Annotated in this window: 19 protein-coding genes; 9 read left to right on the top strand and 10 right to left on the bottom strand. The window is 59.7% G+C overall.

Annotated features, from left to right (window positions below; translation table 11 throughout):
* The first annotated feature begins 38 nt into the window (after positions 1 to 38).
* On the top strand, positions 39 to 548 hold the full coding sequence (locus C482_RS04210; RefSeq protein WP_006166233.1) for an HPP family protein: 510 nt from the start codon (positions 39 to 41) through the stop codon (positions 546 to 548).
* A 394-nt stretch (positions 549 to 942) separates the two neighbouring features.
* Complete coding sequence (locus C482_RS04205) at positions 943 to 1,560, top strand: hypothetical protein (protein WP_006166232.1); 618 nt, start codon at positions 943 to 945, stop codon at positions 1,558 to 1,560.
* 94 nt (positions 1,561 to 1,654) lie between these two features.
* On the opposite strand, the gene C482_RS04200 is transcribed toward C482_RS04205, so the two are convergent.
* On the bottom strand, positions 1,655 to 2,866 hold the full coding sequence (locus tag C482_RS04200; protein WP_006166231.1) for an AMP-binding protein: 1,212 nt from the start codon (positions 2,864 to 2,866) through the stop codon (positions 1,655 to 1,657).
* A gap of 112 nt (positions 2,867 to 2,978) precedes the next feature.
* Positions 2,979 to 3,770 carry an alpha/beta fold hydrolase gene (locus tag C482_RS04195; RefSeq protein ID WP_006166230.1) on the bottom strand — a complete coding sequence of 264 codons (792 nt, stop codon included), beginning with the start codon at positions 3,768 to 3,770 and terminating at the stop codon, positions 2,979 to 2,981.
* Between the two features lie 77 nt (positions 3,771 to 3,847).
* Here C482_RS04195 and C482_RS21610 point away from each other — a divergent pair, with 77 nt between their 5' ends.
* A complete protein-coding gene (locus tag C482_RS21610; RefSeq protein ID WP_162530999.1) occupies positions 3,848 to 4,189 on the top strand; it encodes a hypothetical protein in 342 nt (113 codons plus the stop codon).
* A 68-nt stretch (positions 4,190 to 4,257) separates the two neighbouring features.
* Here the strand turns inward: C482_RS21610 and C482_RS04185 are convergent, their stop codons facing one another.
* From C482_RS04185 to C482_RS04175, 3 genes are all read right to left on the bottom strand, one after another.
* Positions 4,258 to 5,772: a tripartite tricarboxylate transporter permease gene (locus C482_RS04185; RefSeq protein WP_006166228.1), complete on the bottom strand. Its 1,515-nt coding sequence runs from the start codon at positions 5,770 to 5,772 to the stop codon at positions 4,258 to 4,260.
* Positions 5,769 to 6,680, bottom strand: coding sequence for a hypothetical protein (locus C482_RS04180; protein ID WP_049896469.1), 912 nt, complete (start codon positions 6,678 to 6,680; stop codon positions 5,769 to 5,771). Before C482_RS04180 ends, C482_RS04185 begins: the two co-directional genes overlap by 4 nt.
* Before the next feature lie 206 nt (positions 6,681 to 6,886).
* Positions 6,887 to 7,891 (bottom strand): Bug family tripartite tricarboxylate transporter substrate binding protein, encoded by a 1,005-nt coding sequence (locus C482_RS04175; protein ID WP_193787739.1) that lies wholly within the window; start codon positions 7,889 to 7,891, stop codon positions 6,887 to 6,889.
* Between the two features lie 218 nt (positions 7,892 to 8,109).
* Here C482_RS04175 and C482_RS04170 point away from each other — a divergent pair, with 218 nt between their 5' ends.
* A complete protein-coding gene (locus tag C482_RS04170; protein ID WP_006166225.1) occupies positions 8,110 to 9,414 on the top strand; it encodes an ArgE/DapE family deacylase in 1,305 nt (434 codons plus the stop codon).
* Positions 9,415 to 9,748: 334 nt separating this feature from the next.
* On the opposite strand, the gene alaS is transcribed toward C482_RS04170, so the two are convergent.
* Positions 9,749 to 12,529: an alanine--tRNA ligase gene (gene alaS / locus C482_RS04165; RefSeq protein WP_006166224.1), complete on the bottom strand. Its 2,781-nt coding sequence runs from the start codon at positions 12,527 to 12,529 to the stop codon at positions 9,749 to 9,751.
* 299 nt (positions 12,530 to 12,828) lie between these two features.
* Here alaS and C482_RS04160 point away from each other — a divergent pair, with 299 nt between their 5' ends.
* Entirely contained in the window at positions 12,829 to 15,396 is a 2,568-nt protein-coding gene (locus C482_RS04160) for a GAF domain-containing protein (protein WP_006166223.1), read from the top strand.
* A 95-nt stretch (positions 15,397 to 15,491) separates the two neighbouring features.
* Here the strand turns inward: C482_RS04160 and C482_RS04155 are convergent, their stop codons facing one another.
* Complete coding sequence (locus tag C482_RS04155; RefSeq protein ID WP_006166222.1) at positions 15,492 to 16,511, bottom strand: replication factor C small subunit; 1,020 nt, start codon at positions 16,509 to 16,511, stop codon at positions 15,492 to 15,494.
* 213 nt (positions 16,512 to 16,724) lie between these two features.
* Between C482_RS04155 and C482_RS04150 the strand changes: the two genes are divergently transcribed.
* Positions 16,725 to 17,891 (top strand): bactofilin family protein, encoded by a 1,167-nt coding sequence (locus C482_RS04150; protein WP_006166221.1) that lies wholly within the window; start codon positions 16,725 to 16,727, stop codon positions 17,889 to 17,891.
* 84 nt (positions 17,892 to 17,975) lie between these two features.
* Entirely contained in the window at positions 17,976 to 18,227 is a 252-nt protein-coding gene (gene samp2 / locus C482_RS04145; protein WP_006166220.1) for a ubiquitin-like small modifier protein SAMP2, read from the top strand.
* A gap of 62 nt (positions 18,228 to 18,289) precedes the next feature.
* Here the strand turns inward: samp2 and ilvA are convergent, their stop codons facing one another.
* Entirely contained in the window at positions 18,290 to 19,525 is a 1,236-nt protein-coding gene (gene ilvA, locus C482_RS04140; RefSeq protein ID WP_006166219.1) for a threonine ammonia-lyase, read from the bottom strand.
* A gap of 159 nt (positions 19,526 to 19,684) precedes the next feature.
* Here ilvA and C482_RS04135 point away from each other — a divergent pair, with 159 nt between their 5' ends.
* Both C482_RS04135 and C482_RS04130 read left to right on the top strand, forming a co-directional pair.
* Entirely contained in the window at positions 19,685 to 20,350 is a 666-nt protein-coding gene (locus C482_RS04135; protein ID WP_006166218.1) for a GNAT family N-acetyltransferase, read from the top strand.
* Between the two features lie 98 nt (positions 20,351 to 20,448).
* Complete coding sequence (locus tag C482_RS04130; protein WP_006166217.1) at positions 20,449 to 21,048, top strand: SHOCT domain-containing protein; 600 nt, start codon at positions 20,449 to 20,451, stop codon at positions 21,046 to 21,048.
* Between the two features lie 37 nt (positions 21,049 to 21,085).
* On the opposite strand, the gene C482_RS04125 is transcribed toward C482_RS04130, so the two are convergent.
* A complete protein-coding gene (locus C482_RS04125; protein WP_006166216.1) occupies positions 21,086 to 23,458 on the bottom strand; it encodes an ATP-dependent DNA helicase in 2,373 nt (790 codons plus the stop codon).
* A 1,220-nt stretch (positions 23,459 to 24,678) separates the two neighbouring features.
* Positions 24,679 to 25,386 (bottom strand): hypothetical protein, encoded by a 708-nt coding sequence (locus C482_RS21045; RefSeq protein WP_152421963.1) that lies wholly within the window; start codon positions 25,384 to 25,386, stop codon positions 24,679 to 24,681.
* Positions 25,387 to 25,517: the final 131 nt, after the last annotated feature.

The raw sequence follows: 25,517 nt of genomic DNA, 5'->3' as shown, positions 1-25,517 counted from the left end.
ACCGGGGGTGTTTTTCGCGTCACATTCCAATGAGAGGTATGGACGACCGGACGGGAACGACGCTGCACACCGGCCTCCTCATTCTGACCACTGCTGCAGTGGCGTGGCTGTCTGGATTGCCGATGTTGTTCCCGAGTCTCGGTCCCTCCGCGTTCGTCCTGGCGCTCTTTCAGGACAGTGATGCAACCTCGCCGCGACGGGTGATCGGCGGCCACGCGATCGGTGTCGTGGCCGGACTGCTTGCCTACTACCTCTTCGCCGCAGGCGTGACCATGACGAGTGCGACTGATCCGGGCTCGATCGAAGGACTCCAGCTCGCTGCGAGCGCTGTGCTCGCAACGGTGCTCACGACCGGCGGTATGCTCGCGACCGACACGCGGCACCCGCCAGCGTGTGCGACGACGCTGATCGTTTCGCTCGGACTGCTTTCGACGGTGTTCGAGGGCGTGCTGATCGTCCTCACCGTCGTTGTGCTCGTCGTCGCCCACGAACTGCTGCTGGCGACGGAGCGACTCGGCGCGCAATATGAAAGTCGACTGCGGTCCTGATGGGTGCCGGGTCGGTTTTGTTTTGTTTTGTTTTGTCCCGTTCCGTGCTGTCCCGTTTCGCCTCATTCCGTCACATCCCTCCGGCTTTGTTGAACCCTCATCGGTGATAGATCCCAGCTGCCTTGCTGAATACAGAGCGCGAATGTTGCACGGACTGAGCGCCAATCTGCGAGGGAAGTGATCGAATCAGTACAGGTAGTGCAGATAGCAAAAATAGCCAGTTCACCGGAGATTCGCCAAACCCGCCTGCTGCATAGAGGGGATGAATACAGACCATTGATGTTGTTTTTCTGGATGCCATGATCCTGTTTTTGAGGAGGGTTCTGGCTTTTAGCTCAAAACCTGATTTCACGTTACTCTAATATTCTAACACCTATTATTCGAATATAAGTTAATGAAACGACGGAAGTTCATTGCATGCTCAATTCCGACAATAATTGTAGCGGGCTGTATTGATGAATCTTCAGACCCGTCCGAGGATGAAGAAGATACATCCTCTGACTCGGAAGAGTTGATCGAACTACAGCACTCCCTGGAAGTTCTGCAGTCCGACCTTCGCTCGGATGAAGAGCCGCTGGCTCTCGAGTTGACCTTAGAAAATGTTGGTGAAAACCCACTGGAATATGAAGAGCGGCGAAGTGCCTTGTTCTGGTTTGAAACAACGGATGATGCGGATTTTATCTTGTCACCACGTGACACTCTCTACGATGATGAATCGATATTCGAATATGATACAGATAGTGATCATTGGGTCCTCGATGAATATGGATCTGATATGAATGCTGATTATCAAGTCGGTTCGTTAGAGCCAGGCGACACCCATACGGAGACATTGTGGGTTGTCACGCCCTATAATGCAAACCCACCGGAAGAGACACCTGAAGAGCTACGTTTCACGGGAAAGTTCACTGTTTCCGAGACGGATGAGAATGGCCTAGAAGAAGGAGAGGACGAATCGTGGGAGTTCACTTTGGTGAGAAAAGAGGACGACCAATTCCACATCACGGAGTGACTACTTATCATCTATTGTGGATTTCAACAGAGCCGTTTCTTCACATCCCGCCCCATCCCACGCCATCCCGTTCTGTCATGCTCAGGAACGTCCCTCACTTCAGCGCGTAGCGTCTGTGCTCGTCTCGCTCGAACGACTGGCCGGTATCGACCCACTGGTCGGCTGGTTGACTCCCCGCCGCCTCCCCACCGAGGTGCCCGTCGGCGACGACCGGCCCCGTCACCTCGAGCGTTCCGCTCCCTGCACCCGCGACGACGGTACCGTCCGACCCGACGAGTCGCACTCGACAGTCCAGGATCGGACGCCCGATAGGTGCCCCGGCTGCCGCTTCGCCCGCCCCGCGTTCGTCACCAGTCTCCGCAAAGCCACCGCTCCCAACAGCACTCCCCGCGAGTATCGTCGGACACTCGAGTACCCCGTACACACGCGAGACTGGAATCCCCCGGTCCCGATACGGATCGAGAAGAGCAGCATCGACCGTCGCATCCGGCAGCACACAGCGGACGGACTCAAATGCAGCCGCGAACGCGTTGTCCGCGTCGGCTGCTAGATCCCGGAAGACGCTCGTCCGGCCCGAGAGATGTGTCGCGTTCTCGGCGGCCATCGCGGTCAGCGCATCGCCCGGATCAAACGCTCGATCGAGCAACAGCCGGCCGCCGGCGTACAGCACCGGCAGCGCCAGCCGAACGAGTCCATCCGGTGCCGACAGCCGGGTCGGAATCGGTGCGACGGTGTCCTGCGAGAACCCCCACGTCAGGATCGCCGCGATGCAGTTGGACTCGAGTGTCCGCGCGGAAAATGTAGCGACTGGCCGGCCGTCGTCGCCGTGGAGGGCGAGCAGCGTCCGCGACGCATCCGGATCGGTGCTCCAGCGGTCGGTGGGCTCGACATCCGTGAGGTCGGGCAGCGTCACTGAGCGATCGAACGGAATCGAGCGCACGAGGTCGCGCTGGGCCGGCTCCGCGACGACGAGCTCGGGGTCGAGCGCGTCGAAGGGTCGTTCAACGGTAACCGGCGTGAGCAGGTGCGAAATCGGGGCGAACGTCGCACCGAGACGGCGACAGGCGAACAGCAGTGCGAGCGAGGTCACGCGGTTTCGCGAGACGAGACAGACGGTGTCGCCCGTCTCGATACCGAACCCTGCCAGACGGGCACCGAGCCAGTCTGTGAGCGTCGAGAGCCCATCGTAGGTGATCCGATCCTCGTGGATCGTCTCGGCGGGCGCGTACAGCCGTTCCTCCGAGATGTCGATGACAGCGGTGCGATCTGGGAAGCGCACAGCTCGCCGCGCGAGCGAGAGGGTCACGAGAGTGTCGACGACGCTTGTAGCCGTAATACGAGCGGGGTCATTCGCAAGCCGTGGGGTGGCTACGGTCTGGAGACTGCGACTGCGACTACGGCTATGGCTACAGCTGCAATCAGGACTCGAACTCAGATTCAAAAAATCCGAGCAACTGATCGTTCACATTCCGCGACCGTTCGATGAATCCAAGATGGCCGACGGACTCGAGTACCCCGAACTCACCACGAGGGAGTCCTCTCGCGAGCGCCCGACCAGCGTCGGGGTCGACGAGCGAGTCGTCGGTCCCGTGGAACACCCGCGTCGGCTGGGTGACCTCGACGAGCCAGTCCGTCGCGTCGAAGTCTTCGAGTGCTGCCACCTGTGCCTCCCAGCCCGCGCGGTCGGCGTCGCCCTCGGCACGCCAGTTGACGATTCCCTCGACGGCCTCCGGCTGGGACGCGACGAAGTCAGCAGAGAGCACCGTCTCGAGTGACTCCCGGATTGCGTCGCGGTCGTCCGGCGGGGCAAACAGCAACTCGAGAGAAAAGGCGTCGCCGGTGGCTGCCGTGCCGAACAGCGAGAGTGTCTCGACGCGACTCGTAGAGCGAGCGGCTGCAAGCGCGATCGCGCCGCCGAGGCCGCAGCCGACAAGATGGGCACTGCGAACGTCACAATCTGTGAGGACCGCTTCGAAGTCAGCGACAAAATCAGAGAGGTCGTATGGGCCAGGCGGCGCATCCGAGCGGCCGGTGCCGCGGAGGTCCCAGACGATGGTCTCGAAGGGGCCAGTGAGCGCGGCGTGTTGCCAGCCCCAGAGCCAGCCGCCGAGACCGGCGTCGGGGATGAAGACGACGGGAGCGGTGTCGGCTGCGGCGTCACCGTCGCGGGAATAGTGCAGCGAGACGGAACCGTTCGACGCGGTAGGCATACCAGAAGCGAGTGGCCGAACGAAGACGATGGTTTCGGTTACAGTGGAGTATGGGTGAGTGCGGGGCGGGGCGGGGCATGATCGACAGCGACAATGACAGTGACAAGACCGAACTGACGGCAAGACACAGTACATTGACATCCCCCACAGACAGCGGGCGTCAAAGACGGCTGGCTATTCAACCAGCGAGGGAACACGGTTCTCCTCACCCGAATGGACAGGTTCTCGAACTGTTCCGCGAACGTGATGAGACGGCGGGAGAAATTGTTGTTCAAGTCCTTGATTCGACGCTGTTGTTCAAACTCGGAGAGAACCGAGTTCCCGTTGAGGAATTCCAAAACAGCAGCGACAAGACGGGTTCGGATCAACAGGAAGTTCGAACTACCGACACGAGTTCTGACCAACAGCGTGAGTTCTGAGTACTGACACGTGTTCGAACGAGGAAGGAGAAGTGTGAGAGTTCAACAGCAAGACGAGCGGACTCGTCTCAGGCCGTCTGTCGCTTCACCCACCACTGTTTCACGTACGGTCCGAAGATGAGGAGAACGACCATCACGCTCAACAGCAGCGACAGCCACCGACCGTACTCGAACGGGTTGATGAAGATCATAAACGAGCCGTCCGAGAGCTGTAACGCCGTGTAGAGATTCCCCTCAGCAATGTCCCCGAGAACAACCCCGAGGACGAACGCGATCACCGAGTAGTTGTACCTCACCATGTAGAATCCGATGATCCCGAAGACGATGACCGTCAGCACGTCAATCGGGTTCCCTCGCAGTGCAAACGTCCCGAGGAACGAGAGAACGACGACCATCGGAATAATGTAGTTCGTGTCGATCTTCGTCAGATAGCCAAGACGGGTGACCATCGACAGTCCAACGATGAGAATAACGGCGTTACCGACGAGCAGCGCCAGCAACAGCGTGTACGTTAGCTGCAGTTCGCCCGACGGATCGAACATACTCGGACCGGGCTGGAGTCTGTGCATGAGCAGGCCACCGATGAGCACGGCCGTCGAGGAACTGCCAGGAATCCCGAACGAAATCGCTGGGACGAGCGAACCAGCGACGGTACCGTTATTCGACGACTCCGAGGCGATCACACCGACTTCGTTACCGGAACCGAACGATTCGGGGTCCTTCGATGAGCGAACCGCCTCGGAGTAAGCGACGAAGTTCGACACTGTCGCGCCCGCGCCGGGAATCGCACCAATGATCATTCCGATGTTTGCCGACTTGAAGACCGTAATCGGGTGTTTAAACGTCGACACAATACCGTTCGTGATACCCTCTCGGTTTATCGTCACGTTCCCTTCCGCGATGCCACCCTTCTGCCCGGCGAGTTTCATCATCTCCGCGATCGCGAACAGACCGATCAACACCGCAACAAAGTCGATCCCATCGTAGAGGTACAGCGTTTCAGCGTACCGACGGTCGACAGAGATCGGCTGGGCAGCACCGACAGTCGTGACGAGCAGTCCCGCAACACCCGCAAGCAGTCCTTTCGCGGCCGACCCTCGCGTAACAACGGTGATCATCGCCAAGCCAAGGATTGCAACGAGGAATCGTTCCGGTGTTCCAACCGCGAGGACCATTTCGACCAGCGCCGGCGAGAACAGGATCAACGCCGTAATGGTAAACACGCCAGCGATAGCGGATGCGGTGGCAGAGATTGCCAATGCCGTGGCTGCCCTGCCCTGTTTGGACATCGGGTAGCCGTCGAACATCGTCGCTGCCGACGAGGATACCCCCGGCGTGTTGATCAACACCGCAGCAATCGATCCACCGTACATCGAACCGCTGTAGACGCCGATGAGCAGGATAATGGCACTCGTTGATTCCATCGGCAGCGTCAACGGCAAGATGATCGCCATCCCAAGCGGTGGACCGAGACCGGGCAATCCGCCAACGATGATCCCGATGAGGACACCGATGACCAACCAGAGCATGATCTCGAAGGTCAGCAATGTGTCGATCGCACCGACGAATGACTCGAGTGTCATAGGAGCGGACCACCCCAGACCATCGCGTCAGTGGTGTATCCAAGCACAAGCACGTCCATCGTGTGTGGCGAGTGGGTGAGCAGTTCCGTCGGCGTTGGCGGCTGCCAGCCGGTGAGCCATCCTGTCCCGATTTCGGGCTCGACAAACTCATAGAAGAGGATGGCGATGACAAAACTCAACACGGTGAGCGTAACTGCTCGGACCATCTCCATCTTGATCCAGAGTACCCAGAGTCCGACGAAGATCGGCGTTGCATAGAGCATGCCGATTGTAAACGTCAGCAGCATGTACACCGTACAGAGTGCGCCAGTGACGACCGGCCCTCGCGGGTCGTCAATTTCGTAGACGTACATGGCGGTGGAGTCGCCCTCGTCGTCCTGTTCGTCGGTTTCTCGTTGCTCCGCAGATGTCTCATCGTCGTCCGTCTCCGGGCGCTGGCTTGCATCGTCACCACCCATCATCTGCACCGGTTCGGCGACGAACGACTCGATGGCAGCCCCGACCCGTTCCCGAAAGACGACCGATGCGAAGACGAGAGCGAGACCCGAAAGAAGGTACAGGAGCCCGTCACCCGTCTCGAGGAACGCGGTACCACCGATGTACGTGAAGTACACACCGAGAGCGGCACCGAGTACTGGACCGGCGGTCTGAAGATAGTTCCGAGCGAGCAACAGCAACGAGAAGATGATCGTTGCACCGGACATGAGGCGCGGAAACGTCTGTGCCGGTGCCGAGAACTCAGAGGCACCCCAATACATGTACACACCGACAACGAGGAACAGGGTCAACAGGACGTGTTCCATCGTCGGTCGTTCACCTAGTATCCGTTCACCACCATCCACCAGCCTAGTGAGGATGGGCTCGATGCGATGACGAAGTCCGTCTAAGGGTGTGTGGTCTTGATCCATACTGACTCTCGTCCAACGACAGCGACAGCGGCTTCGGTGTGCTCAGTGCAGACGGTTCGTGTCTGTTGTCTCTCGAGACGGCTCGGCTGTGCACTACGAATAGTACTTCGTTCAATGTATGACATTCCTACTATATAGTCAAACTTCTGCCATATTTTCCTATTAGTTCCAAACGAAACCACGACTCACGGAGCGGCGTGAGTCGATTAGTCCTCTTCTTCAGTCTGGTCGAGGAACACGTCGAAGCCGCCAACTGCTTCCTCAACGTTCTCTTCCATTTCCTCGATTGCTGCCTCGTTGTACCGCTCTGCGGCCTCGTCCATATTACCGAACTCAACGATATTGCCGGTCTCGTCCATCCATTCCTGTGTATCCTCGTGTTCGACTGCGTACTCGATCGCGTCGGCGATTTCCTGGCGTGTGTCCTCGTCGGTTCCCGGCGGAGCAACCTGCACCTGGTAGAACTCTGTGAGCCAGCCTAGGCTGTCTCCGTAGTTGCTAATCCGATCGATACCTGGGAACGTGTCCATCAGATCGACATCCATGAGGTTGACAATGGCAGATGCCTCACCGGAGTCGACGGCCTCGGCAGCAGACGTGTTGGTCGCAATACCGGCACCAACTTCGTCCCCGAGAACCGCTTCCTGCACCGGTCCACCACCGTCGTACGGAACAGCATTGTCGTAATTGAGGCCGTATTCCTCCTCAAGGAGTAACGTCACCAGATGACTGTCGCTGCCGGACCCCTGGTATGCGAAGCCGCTGATGTCACCGTCTTCGTACCCATCACGGAGCTCGTCGAAGTTCTCGATGCCGTAGTCGTTGTTGACGATAATCGTGTATCCGAAGATGCCAGAGTACGCAATCGGCTCGAACTCCGACGGTTCCCAGTCGAGAGACGGGTCCGCACGCCAGGTGAATGTCCAACCGGCAGGGTTCACCGTCCCGAACACGCTCCCGTCAGCGTCCTGGTTGAGAAGCCACTCACTTCCAATCATACTCCCTGCACCCTCGCGGTTGTCAATCTCGATAGAGCCATCGAGTTCTTCCTCGACAAGCGGTTGCATCTGACGGGCGTATTGGTCGGTACCACCGCCTTCACTCCACGGAATCATCCAGGTAACAGACTCGTCACCGAGACAGCCGGCAAGCCCACTCATTCCAACGGCGCTAATGGCACCCACTGATTTGACGAAGGATCGTCGTTCCATGCTACCACCAACCATGGATCAGGGTTTGATAACCTTTTCGCTAGACCTCAATCTGTGGTTTTGAGATGTGTGGAAGCACATACATATTCAAACATAAAAGCACCACAATAATAACTTATTAAACTGATAGTAGGAGTCAGAAACCAGAAACAGGCTGAAATGGCTATCATAGGGGGAGGACACAAATACACATATCAAGGTACTCAGTTACACACAGTATGGATACAACGACTGCAAAAGCGCTCGTCGACGAAAAGATTGCCAGTAGAGAGTCTGATATAGTGGATCTACTTCGGAAGCTCGTCGCCGCGAAGTCCGTGACCGGAAACGAAAACTGTGGACAGCAAGTGATGCTCGACGTGTTCGACCAACTGGATCTCACCGTCGAAACGTGGGAGCCGAGCATCGATGTACTCGAGAACCATCCCGGCTTCTTCCGGACCTCATCGTACGAGGAGCACGGATACGAGGGACGAGAAAACGCAGTGGCGACGGTCCCCGGAACAGGTGATGGCCCGACGCTCGCACTGTCGGGACACATCGATGTTGTGCCCGCAGATCCCGAGTCGGCGTGGGAGTCTGATCCCTGGACACTCCGTCGTGACGGCGACCGCGTCTACGGGCGCGGTACGTCGGACATGAAAGGCGGTCTCGCCGCAATGATCCTTGCCGTAGACGTCCTTGCCGAGGAGGGAATCGAACTCGCGGGCGACCTTTACGTTCAGAGCACGATCGAGGAGGAAGCAGGTGGTGTCGGCGGTCTCCTCTCGGTTCTGGAGCGGGGCTACGTCCCCGACGCAGCGATCGTTCCAGAGCCGTTCGGGCTGCCAAACGTCGGAATCGCCAGCGCCGGTGTAATGTTCTTTGACGTGACGGTCCCGGGAAAGAAAGCACACGCTGCGTGGGGACATCAGGGTGTTAGCGCCTTCGACAAAGCAAGCCACGTCGCAGCAGCGTTGAACGAATTAAACGAACAGCGACAGGCTACCATCGACTTTCCGCCCGCCTACGGAGCCGATCCATCGCTTGAGGGTCACGTAACGAACATCAATATCGGCGTTGTCGAAGGCGGTGACTGGCCCGCCTCGGTTCCCGCCGAAGTCCGCATGAAGGGACGCGTCGGCTGGCCGCCTGGAGAAAGTCGAGCCGAGGTTCGTGAGACCATCGAAGCCACGATCGACGAGGGGGCAGCCGAGGATGAATGGCTAGCTGAACACCCACCAACCGTCGAGTGGACCGGCTGGAACGCAGCGCCACACGAAGTCAATCGGGACGCCGAAATCGTCGACATCGTCACGCAAAACGCCGAGTCGGTCACCGGCGAGACAGGGGCGTTCGTCGGCGGAAACGCTGCGCTCGACGAGCGCTTCTACCAGCGATACTACGATGTCCCCGTCGTCACCGCAGGACCGTACGGGCCGAACCTCCACGGAGTGGACGAATACACGACGGTTACGTCACTACTCGAGACGGCACGGACGCTTGCGGCGTCTGCAATCGACTATTGCGGAATCGCTGCGTAACAACCAACTGTGGCATCACCGGAAACCAGTCGCACTGTGGAAGCGCTGAGTACCGGTCACTTCCACAGACGACCGCAGCCTGCACAGCCCCCCAAATCGAGGGACATTCGCAGTTGACTTCGGGACACGCAGCCGGAACCGGTTCGGGCCCCAATATCGAAACCGAGCCATCCGATAGTTGTCACTAACCGTTACCACCGACAGACACTCACTGGCCACTGACCACACGATTATCGGCGTATACGCAGTGGAGAAATCGTTGCAGGAGAGACTCCAGTAGGACGTGGGGCGTGGGACGTGGGGCGTGGGACGTGGGGCGTGGGGCGTGGAACGATTAGGCGTCGAGTACCTGTCGCAACACATCCGGCGCGTCCTCAAGTGCGTCGTCCAGAGCCGCTGTGTTCGGGCCGCCGCCCTGTGCGAAGTCTGGTGGACCGCCGCCACCGCCGCCGACACGGGCGGCGAGTTCGCCGACCACGTCGCCAGCGTTGACACCGACGCCGTCCGGAACGGCGACGACGAACGTCGCACCGCTCTCGCCGCTGCCGAGAACCGCAATGCTACCTTCGTCGACGATCGCGCTCGCAGTCGCACGGAGTTCGTCCATGTCGGCGTCCAGTCGGTCGACGACTGCCGTCGTCTCACCGATGTCGTACTCCTCGCCGCTGCCACCGCCGCCCGCACGGGCCGCAGCGAGCTCCTCCGTGAGGTCCTCGATCTGCTTGCCACGGTCCTTCCACTCCTCGAAGAACCGTGCTGCGGTCTCGGGGACCTCCCCGGGCGAGACGTCTAAAATCTCGGCCGCCTCGTAGAGGGCATCCTCGTTTTCCTGGGTGGACTCGAGTGCAGCCTCGCCAGCGGCGAATGTGATGCGCTCGACGCCGTCCTGGACGCGCTCGGTGGTGAGGATCTTGATCGAGCCGATATCACCGGTGCGGTCGACGTGGGTGCCACCGCAGGCCTGGACGTCGTCGGCAACGTGGATGAGGCGGATCTGTTCGCCCGGCGGGATGCCACCCTGATAGAGGTCAAAACCGTGTTCGGATTCGGCGTCGTGGCGGTCGGGCCACTCCTGGCTGACCGAGGTGTTGTCCATCACGAGGTCGTTCGCGACGTGTTCGATCGCCTTGATATCCTCGCGGGAGATGCGGTCGTAGTGGCGCAGGTCGATCCGTGAGGAGTCGATGCCCTTCTGGGCACCGGCCTGGCGGACGTGGTCGCCGAGGACCTGCCGTGCGGCGTGGATGATGATGTGGGTCGCCGTGTGGTGGCGCATGAGCTGTCGGCGACGGGTCGCATCGAGTTGCCCGTTGACGAACTCGCCCTTGCCGAGGTTGTCGTCCGTGCGGTGGAGGATAACGCCGTCCTCGCGCTGGACGTCTCGGACCTCGACGGTCGCGTCGTCGGTCGAGAGCGTCCCGGTGTCTGCGGGTTGGCCACCGCCTTCGGGGTAGAACATCGTCTGGTCGAGCACGATGTCGTAGCCCTCCTCGCGTTCGAAGACATCGAGCACGACCGCCTCGAACTGCGTGCGCTGCTGGTCGTCGTAGTACAACGTCTCCGTCTCGGGGAGATCCGCGAAGCGCTCATCGGCCTCGTCGGTCGTCTCCTCAACCGCTTCGGGCGTGTCGTGGCGCTCGGCGACGAGACTGTAGAAGTCGTCCGGGACATCGATGTCCGCACCCGCCTCCGCCGCGATTTCCTCGACCATGTCGGGCTGGATGCCGTGGGAGTCGTAGAGTTCGATCAGTTCGTCGGTCGGGATCGGCTCTCCCTTCTCGGCGTACTCCTCGGCGAGCGACTCGACCCGACGGCCGCCACGTTCGAGCGTCTCGCGGTACTTCTCGACCTCGGTTCGGACGATGTCGCGGATCGTGTCACGGTTCTCGTACTCGAGTCGCTCTGCCTGCATGTCGACGAGTTCATCGAGCGGTGCGTCGACGCCGACGGTGTCACAGAGTCGCTTCGTTCGGCGAAGAACCATCCGTGCGAGATAGCCCGTTCCAACGTTCGAGGGGACGATGCCGTCGCCGAGCATGTACGCGAGGGTCCGGCAGTGGTCTGCGATGGCGTAGATGTCCTCGAGTGGCTCCATCAGAGACTCGAGTTCTTCGGCGTCGACGTCGAGTTCGGTCGCGATTTCGCCGCGGGCGGTTTCCATGTCCTCGGCCTCGTCGATGTCCATGTGGCCCGCGAGTTTTGCGGCGCGGTGGATGAGCGTCTCCTCGTCGTCGGTGTGCTCGAGTCCCGCGTTGTCTTTGAGGAACTCGATCATGTCAGGGTAGACCGCCTCGTAGACGGTCGGGGTTCCCTGGGACACCCAGGTCCACCGTTCGAGGCCGTAGCCGGTGTCGACGATGTAGGTGTCCATCGGGGAGTAACGATTCCCATCTTTCATCTCGTACTCGCCGTCGGGGTCTTGCTCCATCGACATGAAGACCAGCGTGGCGAGTTCGACGCCGCGGTAGATGACCTCGATTGCAGGACCGGCGTTGCCGCCGCCCACCCACGGATCTTCGATATAGATGACTTCCTCGAGGTCGACACCAATCGAGTCGAAGAACTCGTCGCAGAGTTCGACGGTACGGTCCTTCCAGTAGACCTCGCCCTGGTAGGCGTACTGGTCAGGATCGTCGAGGTCCTCGCGCGCGTTGAACGCGTGGTGGGCCATCATCTCGAATGCCATCGTGTGCCGGCCCGTCTTCCCGACGTTGTCGATGTCCTGCATCCGGATACAGGGCTGAGAGACGGTGAGCGGGTTGGCTGGCGGCGGCGTCTCGCCCGAGGTGACCAGCGGCTGGAAGTCGTAGATCGACGCCTGGGTCAATAGGACGTCGTCGCGCCAGCGGTTCGCCGCGACCGGATACGGGTCGATCCGCTCGTGGTCGTGTGTTTCGAAGAACGAGAGGAACTGTTCTCGCATCTCCGAGAGGCTGTACGCCTCGTCGAATCCGGGGTTCTCGATGAAGTCGTACTCCTCACAGGGCGGTTCCCCGCAGGTTTCCCGGTCGTGGTCGCGCGTCCAGAACTGCGCGCCACAGGAGGGACACTCCTTTCGGACGAACCCCTCCGTCTCGAAATACTCGAGACGGTACTCCTCCTCAAGTTGGCTCATTATACACGTGTTGGCCATGCAGGGCGTAAAACAGTTCCGCAACGCTCACTCCGCGAGAATCCCTGCGATCGCCGCCCGTCAGTCTCATAAACTGAATGTTCAGTTATACATAATATCGGATAGGTAGTAGTGATCTCGCGGTGAAGTAGCTGATCACGGCCGGGTTCTGAACGCCGTGTCAGTGATCAGCCGCGAAACATCAGCTGTCCAGATAGTTACAAGATAGGTCCCGGCAGCAGAATCTTTATCGTGGTGATACGGACAGTAGGAATAGACGACGAGTCTGGGATAGGGCTACGATGGGAACTGGGACACCACGACACCGGCCGCAAACGATCCTCTACGTCGCCGCGTCCGAGGACGCGGCCCGCGACGGAGCGGCGGCGCTCCAGCGCGTGCCGTCGGGTCCCGACCGCGCCGTTCGGCCCATGACCTCAGTCGAGCGCGTCGAAAGCTGGGCTGCGAACGTCGACTGCGTCGTGTTCGCTGAGACGCCGACGACACCCGACGGCGCGCATCTCCTCGAAGTCGCGGATGCCTGCGGAGAGACGCCGCTCGTGCTCTTCACCGAGAGCGGCTACGGTGCGACGGCCGCGCGCTCGACCGATGGCATCGACGGCTACGTCCGGCGCGATACCGACGACGCCGTCTCACACCTGGCAGACGAACTTACGTGGCTGTGTTACGGGAACCGTGGTAGGTCGACAGAGACGAGTGTCGAATCAGTTGAGAAGGGTGGCGACAGCGACACTAACGCTGGCATCGATACTGACACTGACACCGCCATCGTCGCCACCGGCAAAACTGACTCGGAGACGGACACGGACACAGACACAGACACAGACACAGACACGAACACAGAACCACCCACCACAGCAACGACGGTGACCACTGACGACAGCACAGACACATTGCTCGCCGGCATCGCCAACCTGCTCGCCTGCCGCGATCGCGACCGTCTACTCGAGTCCCTCGTCTCGCTCACGGCAGACTGGCTCGACGGCACACACTGCTGGATCGCGACAGTCAACTTCGGCGAACTCGTGCCACGAACGACGGCGGACGGGGTCGACGCAGACATGATCGAGTCGATGCCGACGGACGGTCCGGTCGGGACAGCCTTTCGGGCGGGTGACTCCTACGTCGTTCCCGACGTAGCGACGGACGAAGACGTCGAGCCACCGCTGCCAGACGTCCGCTCGCTGTGTAGCGTGCCGATCGACGACCTTGGGGTGCTGGTAGCCGCGAGCGAAACGCCGGAACGGTTCGGTAACGTGAGCGGGAGCGGGAACAGAAACGGAAACGGAAACGAGAACGAGAACGAGAACGAGAACGAGAACGACAGCGGTGAGGACGAGAGCCCAGCCACCGATACCGCTACCGACGAACCCGACACCACCGCACCCCCAACCGCTGTCGACCAACTCGAGTTCCTCTGTGAAATCGCAACCGCAGTTCTCGACCGAAACCGGGCCGAAGCGCGACTGACAGCCGAACGCGATCGACTCGAGACGGCCCGCGACGAGGTCGCGAGCGAGCGGGATCGGCTCGCAGAAGAGCAAACAGTCATCGGCGAAGCCGCCGAGCAACTCGCGGCCGAGCGCGACCGATTCCGGGCAGCGTTCGCCGCCGCGCCACTTCCGGCGTTACGGTACGAACTCGAGTCCGGGTCTGAAACCGGTGGGAACACCGAGGCCGTCATCACCGACGTCAACGCCGCCTTCGAAGCCACGTTTGGCGACGACCGCAAAACCCTCCGCGGCCGCTCCGTCCAGGAGTACACCATCCCCTCCGGCCTGAACGACCGGGCAACCACACTCACTACCGCACTGCACGCCGGCGAACAGCGAGTACTCGAGTGCCGTCGGGAGACGGTTGCGGGTGTGCGGGAGTTCGAGGTGACGGTGGTGCCGCCGGATAGCAATAGCGGAACCAGGCAAGCTACCGACGAAAACACGCCTGCAAGCGCCCAGACCGGGGTCCTTTACTACGTAGACCGCACCGAACAGAGCGAGACGGAACGAGAACTCACGGCGACTCGACGGCGACTCGATGCCATCGCGACCATGCTCGAAGACGAGGTACAGACGCCGCTCAACGTCGCTCGGGGCTACCTCGAACTCGTCGAGAAGACCGGCGATGCCGAGCACTTCGAGGTGATTGACGACGCCCACCTGCAGTTGACGGACCACGTCGAGTCGCTGTACGACCTCGCGGCAAGCGACGACGTGCTCGCCGAGACCGAACCCGTCGCGATTCACGACGTGGCCCGACGCGCCTGGATCACCGTCGACACCGGTACGGCAGCACTCAACACCGAATCGACGCTCGTCCTCGAGGCCGACCGGACGCGACTACAAGAGCTGTTCGAACTCGTGATACGACTCGTACTGGCAGATAGCCGCATGGTCGACCGGGCGGGCAACGGACCGACGCCTTCCGCGAGGGTCACCGTCGGCGCGACGGACGACGGCTTCTACGTTGCTCGTGATGGGCCATCGGCGACGAGTGCTGGCGACGACTCAGTGAGGGAGGGGGACTCGAGTTCCACCGGCGACACAGCGACTGCAGCGAACGCGGATGCGAACGCGAACGCGGAGTCACAACCGACAGCAGAACCAGCATCGGCCTCGACACCGCCGACACCGCCGACATCGTCGACACCGGCATCGGACCCGACAACAGCATCAGAACGTGCGCAACTCGCTGCACCTGGGGAGACGACAGACGAGGCTGAACGCGATCTAGAAGGGGCCCGCGAACGCGTCGAACAGATCGCCGACGCCCACGGCTGGGATGTCGGTATTGCGGCGGATGACGAGCGCTCGGCGTTTGCGTTCCGGGGTGTCGATTCGGTTGATCTCTAACTGTCGGCTGCTGAGCTGAGGCTTGGTGAGATCTGCGTCTTCGGTTTCCTTCTCGACTGAGACAAAACGAGACAAAACGAGCGGAAAACCAGCCGTTACTGATTATCGAGCGCCAACGACGCCAGCATCGCCTCGAGTTGCAGTCGCTCGTTCGCCCCCTCCGTGATCCGGAAGTCAACCTCACCGAGTTGTTCGAGCAGGCGAACCGTTTCCTGCTCCGGAATATCGAACTCCCAGGCCGAGCGGTGGAGCTGGTCGATCACGTCACCACCTGCGAGCCCGCGATCTGTGAGGAGGTCCTCGAGTGACGCCCGTGCAGCAGTGAAGTCGCCGGCAATGGCCTGGTCAACCATCTGTTCGACCTCTTCGGGTCGTGCGGTCGCGGTAATGGCGAAGACAGTTTCTTCGTCGACGGTTTCGCCCATCACGGCCGCGGCCTGCAGGGCGTTGATCGCCTTGCGCATGTCGCCGTCGGCTGCGTAGACCAGCGCGTCGACGCCGTCGTCGGTGACCTCGATATCCTGATCGGCGGCGATTTCGCGAACCTGCGCCTCGATAGCGGTCTCGGTGAGCTGCGTAAAGCGGAATACCGCGCATCGAGACTGGATCGGATCGATGATCTGACTCGAGTAGTTACACGAGAGAATGAAGCGGGTGTTGTTCGAGAACTGCTCCATCGTCCGGCGCAGGGCGGACTGGGCGTCGGAGGTGAGTGCGTCGGCCTCGTCCAAGAAGATGATGCGGTGGTCGTAGCCGCCGAAGGAGGCGCGTGCGAAGTCCTTGATCCGGTCGCGGACGACGTCGATCCCGCGCTGGTCGGAGGCGTTGAGTTCGAGGAAGTTCTCGCGCCAGTCGTCGTCGTAGACCTCGCGGGCGATGGCCTGCGCGGCGGTCGTCTTCCCGGTGCCGGCCGGCCCCGCGAACATGAGGTGGGGAAGGTCGTCCTGTTCGACGTATCGCTGGAGTCGCGGGACGATGTTCTCGTGGCCCTTGATCTCGTCCAAGCGTTCCGGCCGATACTTTTCGATCCAGACCTCGGTCCGGCCGGCAGTCGACTCGGCGACTTCGGTGTCGGTATCCGTCTCGGCCTCAGTCGCGGCGTCGGCGTCGCTCATATCAGGTCAAGGGACGGGCCGAAGATAAATCGACCGAACGATTCCATCGAGAGTTCCACGGGTCACTCGATCCGTGGTTGTTTACGTAGAGATTCGTTATCCCGAACGGCCACGATGAATCCAGACACACCGGTCCGAAAGCGTCCCGGAAACGGACTGGTACAGAAGTTGACTGAATGACAAATTTTTCACCGACTACAGCGAACGCTCAGTATGGAACGTGGAACCAGTGGTCGATCAAGACGGTCGACTGCATTCGTCCTTCTCATCGTCATCCTCCTCACCTGTAGCGCGTTTGCGGCACCAGTCGCCGCGCAGTCAGAGACGCACACCGGTGGGACCATCACCGTTGGTCCCGACGAGACCGTTAGCAGTCTCAACGCCTTCGGTGGCACCGTCGTCGTCGAGGGAACGGTCACCGGAGACGTCAGCGCCGCCGCGGGCGACGTTCGGATCGATGGCGACGTAGGCGGCGACGTCGAGGCCGGTGCTGGAAGTGTCACAATCGCCGGTGATGTCGATGGTGACGTTAACGCCGCGACTGGCGGACTGGAACTCACCGAGGGCGCAACGATCGGTGGCAGCCTCGCGACCGGCGCGGGGAGTGTAGCGATCGACGGAACGATTGAAGGCGACGCCGAGGTTGCTGCCGAAACGACCACACTCGGTGGGGAGGCCGCCATCGGCGGTGACCTACGCTATGGCGGTAACCTCGAAGGAAACACGGACGCCGTCGCCGGCGAAATCGAGCACGACTCGACGCTCGGCAGCGAGTGGGTTCCGACATTCGAGCCGATTGGGTCCCTGCTCGCCTCGGCATACATTCTCGCGTTGAATCTGCTCCTCGGTGCCGCGCTGCTCGCCATCTTCCCGCGGTTCTCCGATAGTGTGGCAAACCAGGTTTCCCAGAAGCCGGTCCGCTCCGGACTGGTCGGGATCGGCGTCCTCATCGGCATCCCACTCTTGCTGGTCGCACTCGCGATCACGATCGTCGGCATCCCGTTCTCGCTCGTCGGCGGGCTTCTGTTTGCCCTGATCATCTGGGTTGGAATTATCTACGGTCGCTTCGCCGTCGCGGCGTGGCTCCTCTCCGCTGGTGGGATCGACAACCGGTGGCTCGCCCTCGTCGTGGGCCTGGTCGGCGGCGCACTCCTCGCGCAGATTCCCTGGATCGGCGGGCTGTTGAACTTCCTGTTCTTCCTGCTCGGGCTGGGTGCACTCACTCTCGCGCTCGTCCAGCATCGGCGAACGACCCGCAAACAGCGTCACGAGCGAGAGCCACGGCCGTACTCTCATCCCGGCCCCCAGCGTGACCAGCAGTCCCGAAGTGACCCGGACGGTCGCAACGGACTCGATCAGGACGACCCGACAACGGACTAACCCGATAGTCATCCACCGACGCTGTTCAGGGAACACGATAGCCACGAACGACGTGCTCAAGTTTCGTCCACCGTAATACCGCCTATGCGCGTCACCGTCGACGTCAAGGGCGAGGAGACACACGAGATTGTGCTCGCAGACCTCCGTGAAGAGAGCGGTGGCGACTCGAGTACAGACACTACTGAAGAGCCGACCTACGCCGACCTCCTTCGGGAGATAAACCTGAGTCCCCACGAGGTGAGTGTGCTGATCGACGGGCGACCAGTGCCGGAGGATCAACCGGTCGAGAGCGAGCAGGTGACGGTGTTGCGGTTGATCAAGGGTGGGAGTCGGTAGCCGGTCGCTGATAGTCGAGAGTCACGAGCCGAGAGCCCATACCACTGCGAGACGACCGAACCTCAGGCGTTGACGTGCGTCACCTCGTAGCCGTGATCACGAATCGAACGGATAATTGCCCGCGCCTGCCCTGCGCCGCTGGTCTCGATCTGGAAGTCGAGATGCGCCTCGCCAACGTCTAGCTCCGGTGCCGAGCGGTCGTGGCGCACCGTCTGGATGTTGGCGTTGTGGTCGGCGATCACGCCCGAAATCTCCTCCATTTTGCCCGACTGGTCGTCAATTCGCACGCGAAGCCGCAGCAGTTGTTCCCGATCAGAGAGCGCATGGACGAGCACCGTCTGGAGCATCGTCATATCGAGGTTCCCACCACAGAGTAGGGCCATCACCGTCTCGCCTTCGACGTCGAGTTCGTCGCTGATGATCGCCGCGGCCGAGGCCGCGCCAGCCCCCTCGACGACCTGCTTTGCACGCTCGAGGAGGAGCAAAATCGCTCGTGCAATTTCGCCGTCGGTCACCGTCACCACGTCGTCGACGTGCTCCTCAATGAGCGAGAGCGTCAACTCCGAGACGCCGCCAGTCGCGATGCCGTCTGCGATCGTGTTCACCGACTCGAGTGAGATCGGTGCACCCTTCTGGAGGCTATCGGGAACGGTGGCCGCGTCGGTCGCCTGAACACCCACGACACGCGTCTCGGGCGAGCGCTCGGCGAACGCGGTCGCAATGCCAGCGATGAGGCCGCCGCCACCGATCGGGACGACGACCGTGTCGACCTCCGGCAGGTCCTCGTACATTTCGAGGCCGAGGGTCCCCTGACCGGCGACGATTGCCGGATCGTCGTAGGCGTGAACGAATTCGGCGTCAGTGCCGGAAACGAGATCTTCCGCGAAGTCCATGGCCTCGCGGAAGTCGGTGCCGACAAGTTCGACATCTGCGCCGTACGATCGCGTCGCGTCGACCTTCGCCTGTGGTGCGGTACGGGGCATGACGATCGTCGAGTCGATACCGAGTTTCGTCGCGGCGAGTGCAACGCCCTGAGCGTGATTGCCTGCGCTCGCGGCGACGACACGGTCGGTGCCGTCTTCGGCGACACACTGGGCGATCTTGTTGTACGCGCCGCGAGTTTTGAACGAGCCCGTCCACTGGAGATGTTCCATCTTGAGGAACACCTCCCCACCAGTCAGTTCGTCGAGTGACGTGCTGCGCTCGACCGGCGTCCGTTTGACGACCGACTCGTCGTCAAACCGGTTGCGAGCGGCCTCGATATCGGAGATGTCGACGGAGTCTGAATGTTGCACCATTGTACAGCGTTAAGTGCCTCATCCCAGCAATCGGGAATAATAGTTCGGGTTGCATCCCGACGTTCGTCAGCCTGACCACGAGCCACAAACCACGAGCGTGGTACGGTACGGTACAGTACAGGACCGGCGACGACAGACTCACCAACCAACGAACTGTTGATGCCCGCCAGTGAACACGACTACATGGCCGGCGACATCCACGTCCGCACCGCCACAGCCGCGGACGAACTCGAGATCCGTCGCATTCTCGACGCCGCGATGCTCACATTTGAGGATCTGGAGGCGCGGCTCGCAGCGGGGGACGTACTCGTTGCCGGCGACCGACAGGGCGGTTCGACTGACTCCAATCACACTCCAGAATCGGAGGACTCCAGCGCGCGAGCCAACGAACGAATTCTCGGCACGCTGGTTCTGGCTCCGGTTCCACCCGAAACGGACGGGTGCAGTACTGGAACAAAGGGGGCTGACGGGACAAGCGAGTCCACAGAACCGGCCCGCGAGAGCGCACACATCGCTGCAATCGCCGTCCGGCGACGCCACCGCGGGCAGGGAATCGGACGTGCGCTCGTCACGGGCGTACTCGAGTCCGAGTCCGAGTCCGAGCGACGAGTGACGGCACACTTCGACGCGGATGTGCGGCCTTTTTACGAGTCACTTGGGTTTTCGATTGAACCGCTCGAGGTAGTTGAAGAAGCCGGGTCGGCCAACTCACACGAGAACGACAACGCAACCAGAACTGATCGGTTCCGCGGCATCGCCGTCGCCACCGACGACGAGTCGGACACCGACAGCGACAGCGAAACCGACCCGACGACTGATCGGTAGTACTTGAGTTTGGCGAGCCCAGACAAAAGTAGACGACCCCATGGTCCCCGCTGTGAGAAACAGTTGGAACTAATACATCTAACCAATGTCATACCAGTATGGCTCCCCGTCGACCCGGTTCGAACTCGCGTTCTCGAGGGTGGCACGCGCTCGTCGAACACTACACACCGGATGGATCGCTCGGCCGGTGGCTTCTCGGTGCACCGGCCGGGACGGTCGGACTCTGGTTGTTGGCGATCGCATTCCTCGAGATTCCACGTGGTGGGCTGTCGCTTGGTATGCTCTTCTGGACGCCGATATTACTCAGCGCATCCATCCTGATGCTGCTGTTCGCCGTGCTGATGCTCTGGCCGCTCTATCTTTCACTCATCGGAAACATTGAGTCGACGGAAGCGTATGCCGAATCGGTAACCGGAGAGTCGAAAGCGACGGGGACCACGCCTGTCAGTGGATCGACTACGGGACGTACGTCGTCGACCGGAACAACAGCGGCGGGGACTCGGTCTCGCTCAACTCGAGACGAGAGCCACTCAGGGACCGCACCAAGTGATCCATTCGAACGACTCAAACGCAAGTACACGGCCGGCGAGATCAGCGAGGAAGAGTTCGAGCGACGGGTCGAGGCACAGCTCGGCGGCAGTGACGGGGCCACAGATCAAACAAGCGACGGCGACACCCAGCTTACCGACCGTCGCTGAGCAGTCGGCCTGAAGACATCGAACTGAGCGTCGCTGATCACGACAGGTTCGACTGGAACCGATCCAGCCCGAACTCGAGCATGTCCGGACTCACAGTCTGAAATTCGTCGTCGTCCGGGAGGAAGGGAACGACGGAGTCCCAGCTATCTCGGGCGTAGCGCTCGTCTAACAGCACACGGACACCGGTATCCTCGGGCGAGCGAATTACCCGACCGATCGCCTGCCGTGCCTTCCGAACTGCGGGAATCGTCAGCGCGTAGGTGAAACCGTCCTCGAACGCGTCGTCGTAGGCTCGCCGCACCGCTTTCGTCCGCGGACTTGAGGTGTTGACGATTGGAACACCACAGACGACCGCAGCGGAGAGGCGGTCGCCGCTGTAGTCGACGCCCTCCGTCAGCGTCCCGCGGAGACTCGTCACGAGCACCTTCCCCTCGCCCGCGAAGAACTCACTCTTGAGCGACTCCGTCGACTCGTCGTCGCTCGAGGCGTCGCGAAGGACGGGTTTCGAGAGGCGGTCCTCGAGTACCCCGGCGATCCACTCGGCCTCGGCGTAGCTCGGCATCCCGACGAGTACGTTTCCGGGGAGTTGGCCAACCTGCGTGATTGCGTCGGCGTAGTGGGTTCGCGTCGGATTCTCGTCACCGGTTCTGCCGCGGTTGTCGTACGTGAACTTCGGTGCAGCGACTGCGAAGCTCTCGCGGTTCTCCTCGGGGAAGTGCAGGCCATAGCGGCGTTCGACGACCGGTCGATCCTCCTCGCGGGCAAGATACTGCAGCCCTGTGACCTCGGTGAAGGCGTCCATCGGCTCCAGCGTCGCGCTCATCAGAATGCCGCCACCGAAGGCTGCGAGGCGGTCGCCGATGGCGTCGCTGGGGACGCAGTTGTGGAGTGCGATGCGAGCGGTGTAGGCCCGTCGCCAGGAGTCCGCCGGCTCCGTATCGTTCCAGGTACGCTCGAGTTCGATCTCACGGAAGTACTCCGTGTGGCCACAGCGGTACCACTCACCCAGCACGCGACCGACGGCGGGTGCGGCCCGCGTCCGGTCCTCGTCTTCAGCCTCGTTCAAAATCCGTGCAGCGACAGCGCCGACCGCCTCGACGCGGACCCAGTCGGCGTCGCCGTAGCCCGCCTCTCTTGCCCACTCCGAGAGTTCGTCTTCGGCCGGCTCCCCGGGGTCTCGGAGTGGAATCTCCTCGTCAGGGAGATCGGTGAGATCCGACCGCCACCCCCTGTGTTTCCGGTCGAGATGGGCGATCACCCGCCGGTCGAGTTCCTCCCTGAGATCTCGGATGAACTCGAGTGTCCGGTTGAGTTCGTCGTAGGTGACGTCGCTGTCTTGGAGTTCAGCGCGGACGAGGTCGGCGTCGGCGGTCTGGGAGCCGCCGGTTGCCTGGCGACCCTCGCGTTCGAACTTGATGGGCTGGATAACGCGCGAGAGTTCGGTTTCGGCGTCTCGCAGCGTGGTGTCGGCGACCCCGTCGCTGACGAGGTCGCGCACGCGCGGTTCGAGCATGTGGGCCTCGTCGCAGACGACGAACGTGGAGTCATCGAGCAGCGCGCCGGTGAACGAGCCGGTCGTTCGCGGGTCGAACGCGTGGTAGTAGTTTCCGATGACGACCTCGGTGTGGGCGAGTGCAGCGCCCATGACCGAGTGCGGACAGGTGCCGTTTCGGACTGAGCGCGCGACGAGGTCTTCGGGTGTAATCATCCCCGCGTCAGTGAAGTCGTAGGGGACCGCTTCGACTGCATCACCATCACTGCCCTCGTCCGGTAGGTCGTCCAGGTACTGCGCGTAGAACGGACAGAATTCGGTTTCGGCGCTCACCGGCCCTCCATCCGAATAGGTCGGCATATCCGGAGGATAAGCGGCCGTCTCGCCAGCGGTTTCGAGGAATCGTCCCAGCGAACCGGATCGGCCGCTGTCGGCGAGCCCCGTCTGTTGCTGGCGCGCGTTAGCGGTCAGCGCGGCGGCAGTCGTCTCGCCGCCCTCACCGGTCAGGTCCCGCGTTCGATCGCGGAGCGTCTCACACCGGTCGTAGACGTTGCTGTCGTCGATGTCGCCCGCGCCGGCCCGGTTGTACGGGCAGACATCGGCCTTCCCGACGAGTGTGAGCCCCGAAACGGGGTCCCAGTCGTCGGGCAAGTTCTCGTTGATCGTCTCGAGATCCGCTTCGAACTGGCGCAGTTGCTGCTTGACGCTGGTGAGGACGAAGACGCGTTCGTAGTCGGTGTCCGGGTCGCGCACGAGGTCGATGCCGGCGGTGAGCGCGATCATCGTCTTGCCCGTCCCGCAGGCACCCTCGATGACCGTGTATCCACCGTCACGTGCCGTGTCGGCGGCGGTTTCGATGCCGTCGACCTGCTCGTCGTAGGGCTCGGCGTGACCGAAGATCGGTCGCCAGTCCGTCATTCTTCCCGTACTCATGGTCGGGTGGTCAAAGCGTTGACGGACCACTCTCGGTGCGGGTTTGGGTATGGATTTACAATCATATAAATAAAATAGAACGTAAAATATAATTATATTATTTTATTTAATTAATGTATTAACTACAGTAATACGTGAGAAAGGATATATGGTGAAGGCATTCAAGTAGTAAAGTATTTATATAGTTATTTAATGTATGTCATATGGGCCCCACATCTAATAAAAGGCTTTTTCTAATGTGCCTACTTTCATCCACTATATCATTTATTGTTTATATTATATTACATACATACTATACACCAGATGACGGTGGTCTACTCATTCCCAGTATGGCAATAATTGTCTTTGCTATTCTGATGTTCGTTGATGGGTATACTGAGACAGTATAGAAACAGGTTGATTACTTGTCCCCTACACACCATGATAGTTATGTTTATTTCGAATATATCTCATTATACACCATAACTCCCAACTATAGATTAGCTGAGTGACTTCTATGATAGGTACTATAAAATTAAATTTGTAGAGAATATTGTCAGTCTTTCAGAAGATGAACGAAGTGAACTCAGGATACTTATCTCGAGGGGAGGAGACTACAAAACAAACCCCATCAACTGAGCTAAGATTTTCCTGAAGACTGATGACGGGCTCATAGATAGTCGCATCTGTGAGCACGTCGGTTTTCGATCAGGACACCCCATCGTACCCACAAAGCATACATTATGCAAGGAATTGCGGCGAGGAATCGTCGCAAAACCGACAAAGTCGGCGAAGAGCTAGTAATGTTTCTTAACCGCGAGGCTACTTCTATGCGAGCACATGAATGGGGGCACGAGACCGAACTGTCTCTAGTGCTCTAGCAAACTTCTGGGTGAACTGAGCTGATGATCCGCAGGGAGCTATCTTCTCTCCCCCGAACACGTCGCTCCAAATACCCAGTTCTTCTGTGAACTACTACCAACAGTTCGGTCTCATGCATACGTGGGGACAAGTTCAAAAAGTAATGGTTTCGGTCGAAACCCACAGATTGAACCCTGTTGGTGGGTGTTGGAGTCAATTGCAAGAGTGATTCAAGCATCGACTCATCCAGATATACCGACACTGAAGAACGACATTTCGAAAAGAGTCAACACAATCAACAAACCGAGTATCTGGACGCACCTCACCGGTAAAGATCCGTTTTAATCACTACCAGATATCGCTAGTCATATTCCGTCATCCTCGTTAAGTACGAGTCCTTTCCCGTTTCCGTATCCTCCGAGTTCACTTTCGGGGTAATAATCAAGAGAACCGACCGGGTTTCCTGCGTATTCCATTTTCCTTCTCCTAATTGAGGAAAAGTTTCCACAAACATCTTGGTTACATGAATCTATCTTAGATTTTACATTCCCACCATCAGACCATCCGTAGTATAGATTTTCAGTCCAACCATTGTTTTCCCAATTTTGAACGGTACTGTCAAAATCGTTGTACTCCCAAGTGATTTCGTGGTGGAACTCAAAAGAAGTAACACCCCAACTACCCTCTGCCTTGGTAACATGTTTATAATCTGTACCATCATAATCATCATGATCATCTTCCGGTGAACTTTTTAAAGTTCCTTCCCTTACACTAGTCTTGATTGTTTTGGGTTGTACTGCCTTAGCGACAGCTTCCTTTTGATCATTACCTAGACGTTCCCAGATACGATCCTGTTTGTCATTCTCATCTATTTCTCCGAAAGACACCGTGAAATTTCTCACCTCATTCTTGTCACCAGGTTCAAACGCTGTATTTACTTGCGCCTCATTATTCGTGGTATTATTAGATTCCTCACTAGCTGTTACAGTAGATCCTATAAGGGGAAGTGCAACAGTGCTTGTTCCCGCAATTTTGAGGATTTTCCTTCGTCGGATACTTTCATTCTTATCCATTGTATTAGATTCATATATTGTATAATATATAAATATTTTCTTTATAACAATAATTCATATCATCTATTACATTTCCAGCATCTTCCCTTTCTACACAGATATAGGTGGATTAATAATGTTAACTTACCCTC

The organism is Natrialba chahannaoensis JCM 10990 (genome assembly GCF_000337135.1).
GTDB lineage: Archaea > Halobacteriota > Halobacteria > Halobacteriales > Natrialbaceae > Natrialba > Natrialba chahannaoensis.
The sequence above is the reverse complement of the archived record's forward strand: the minus strand, read 5'-3'. Positions and strand labels throughout refer to the sequence as shown.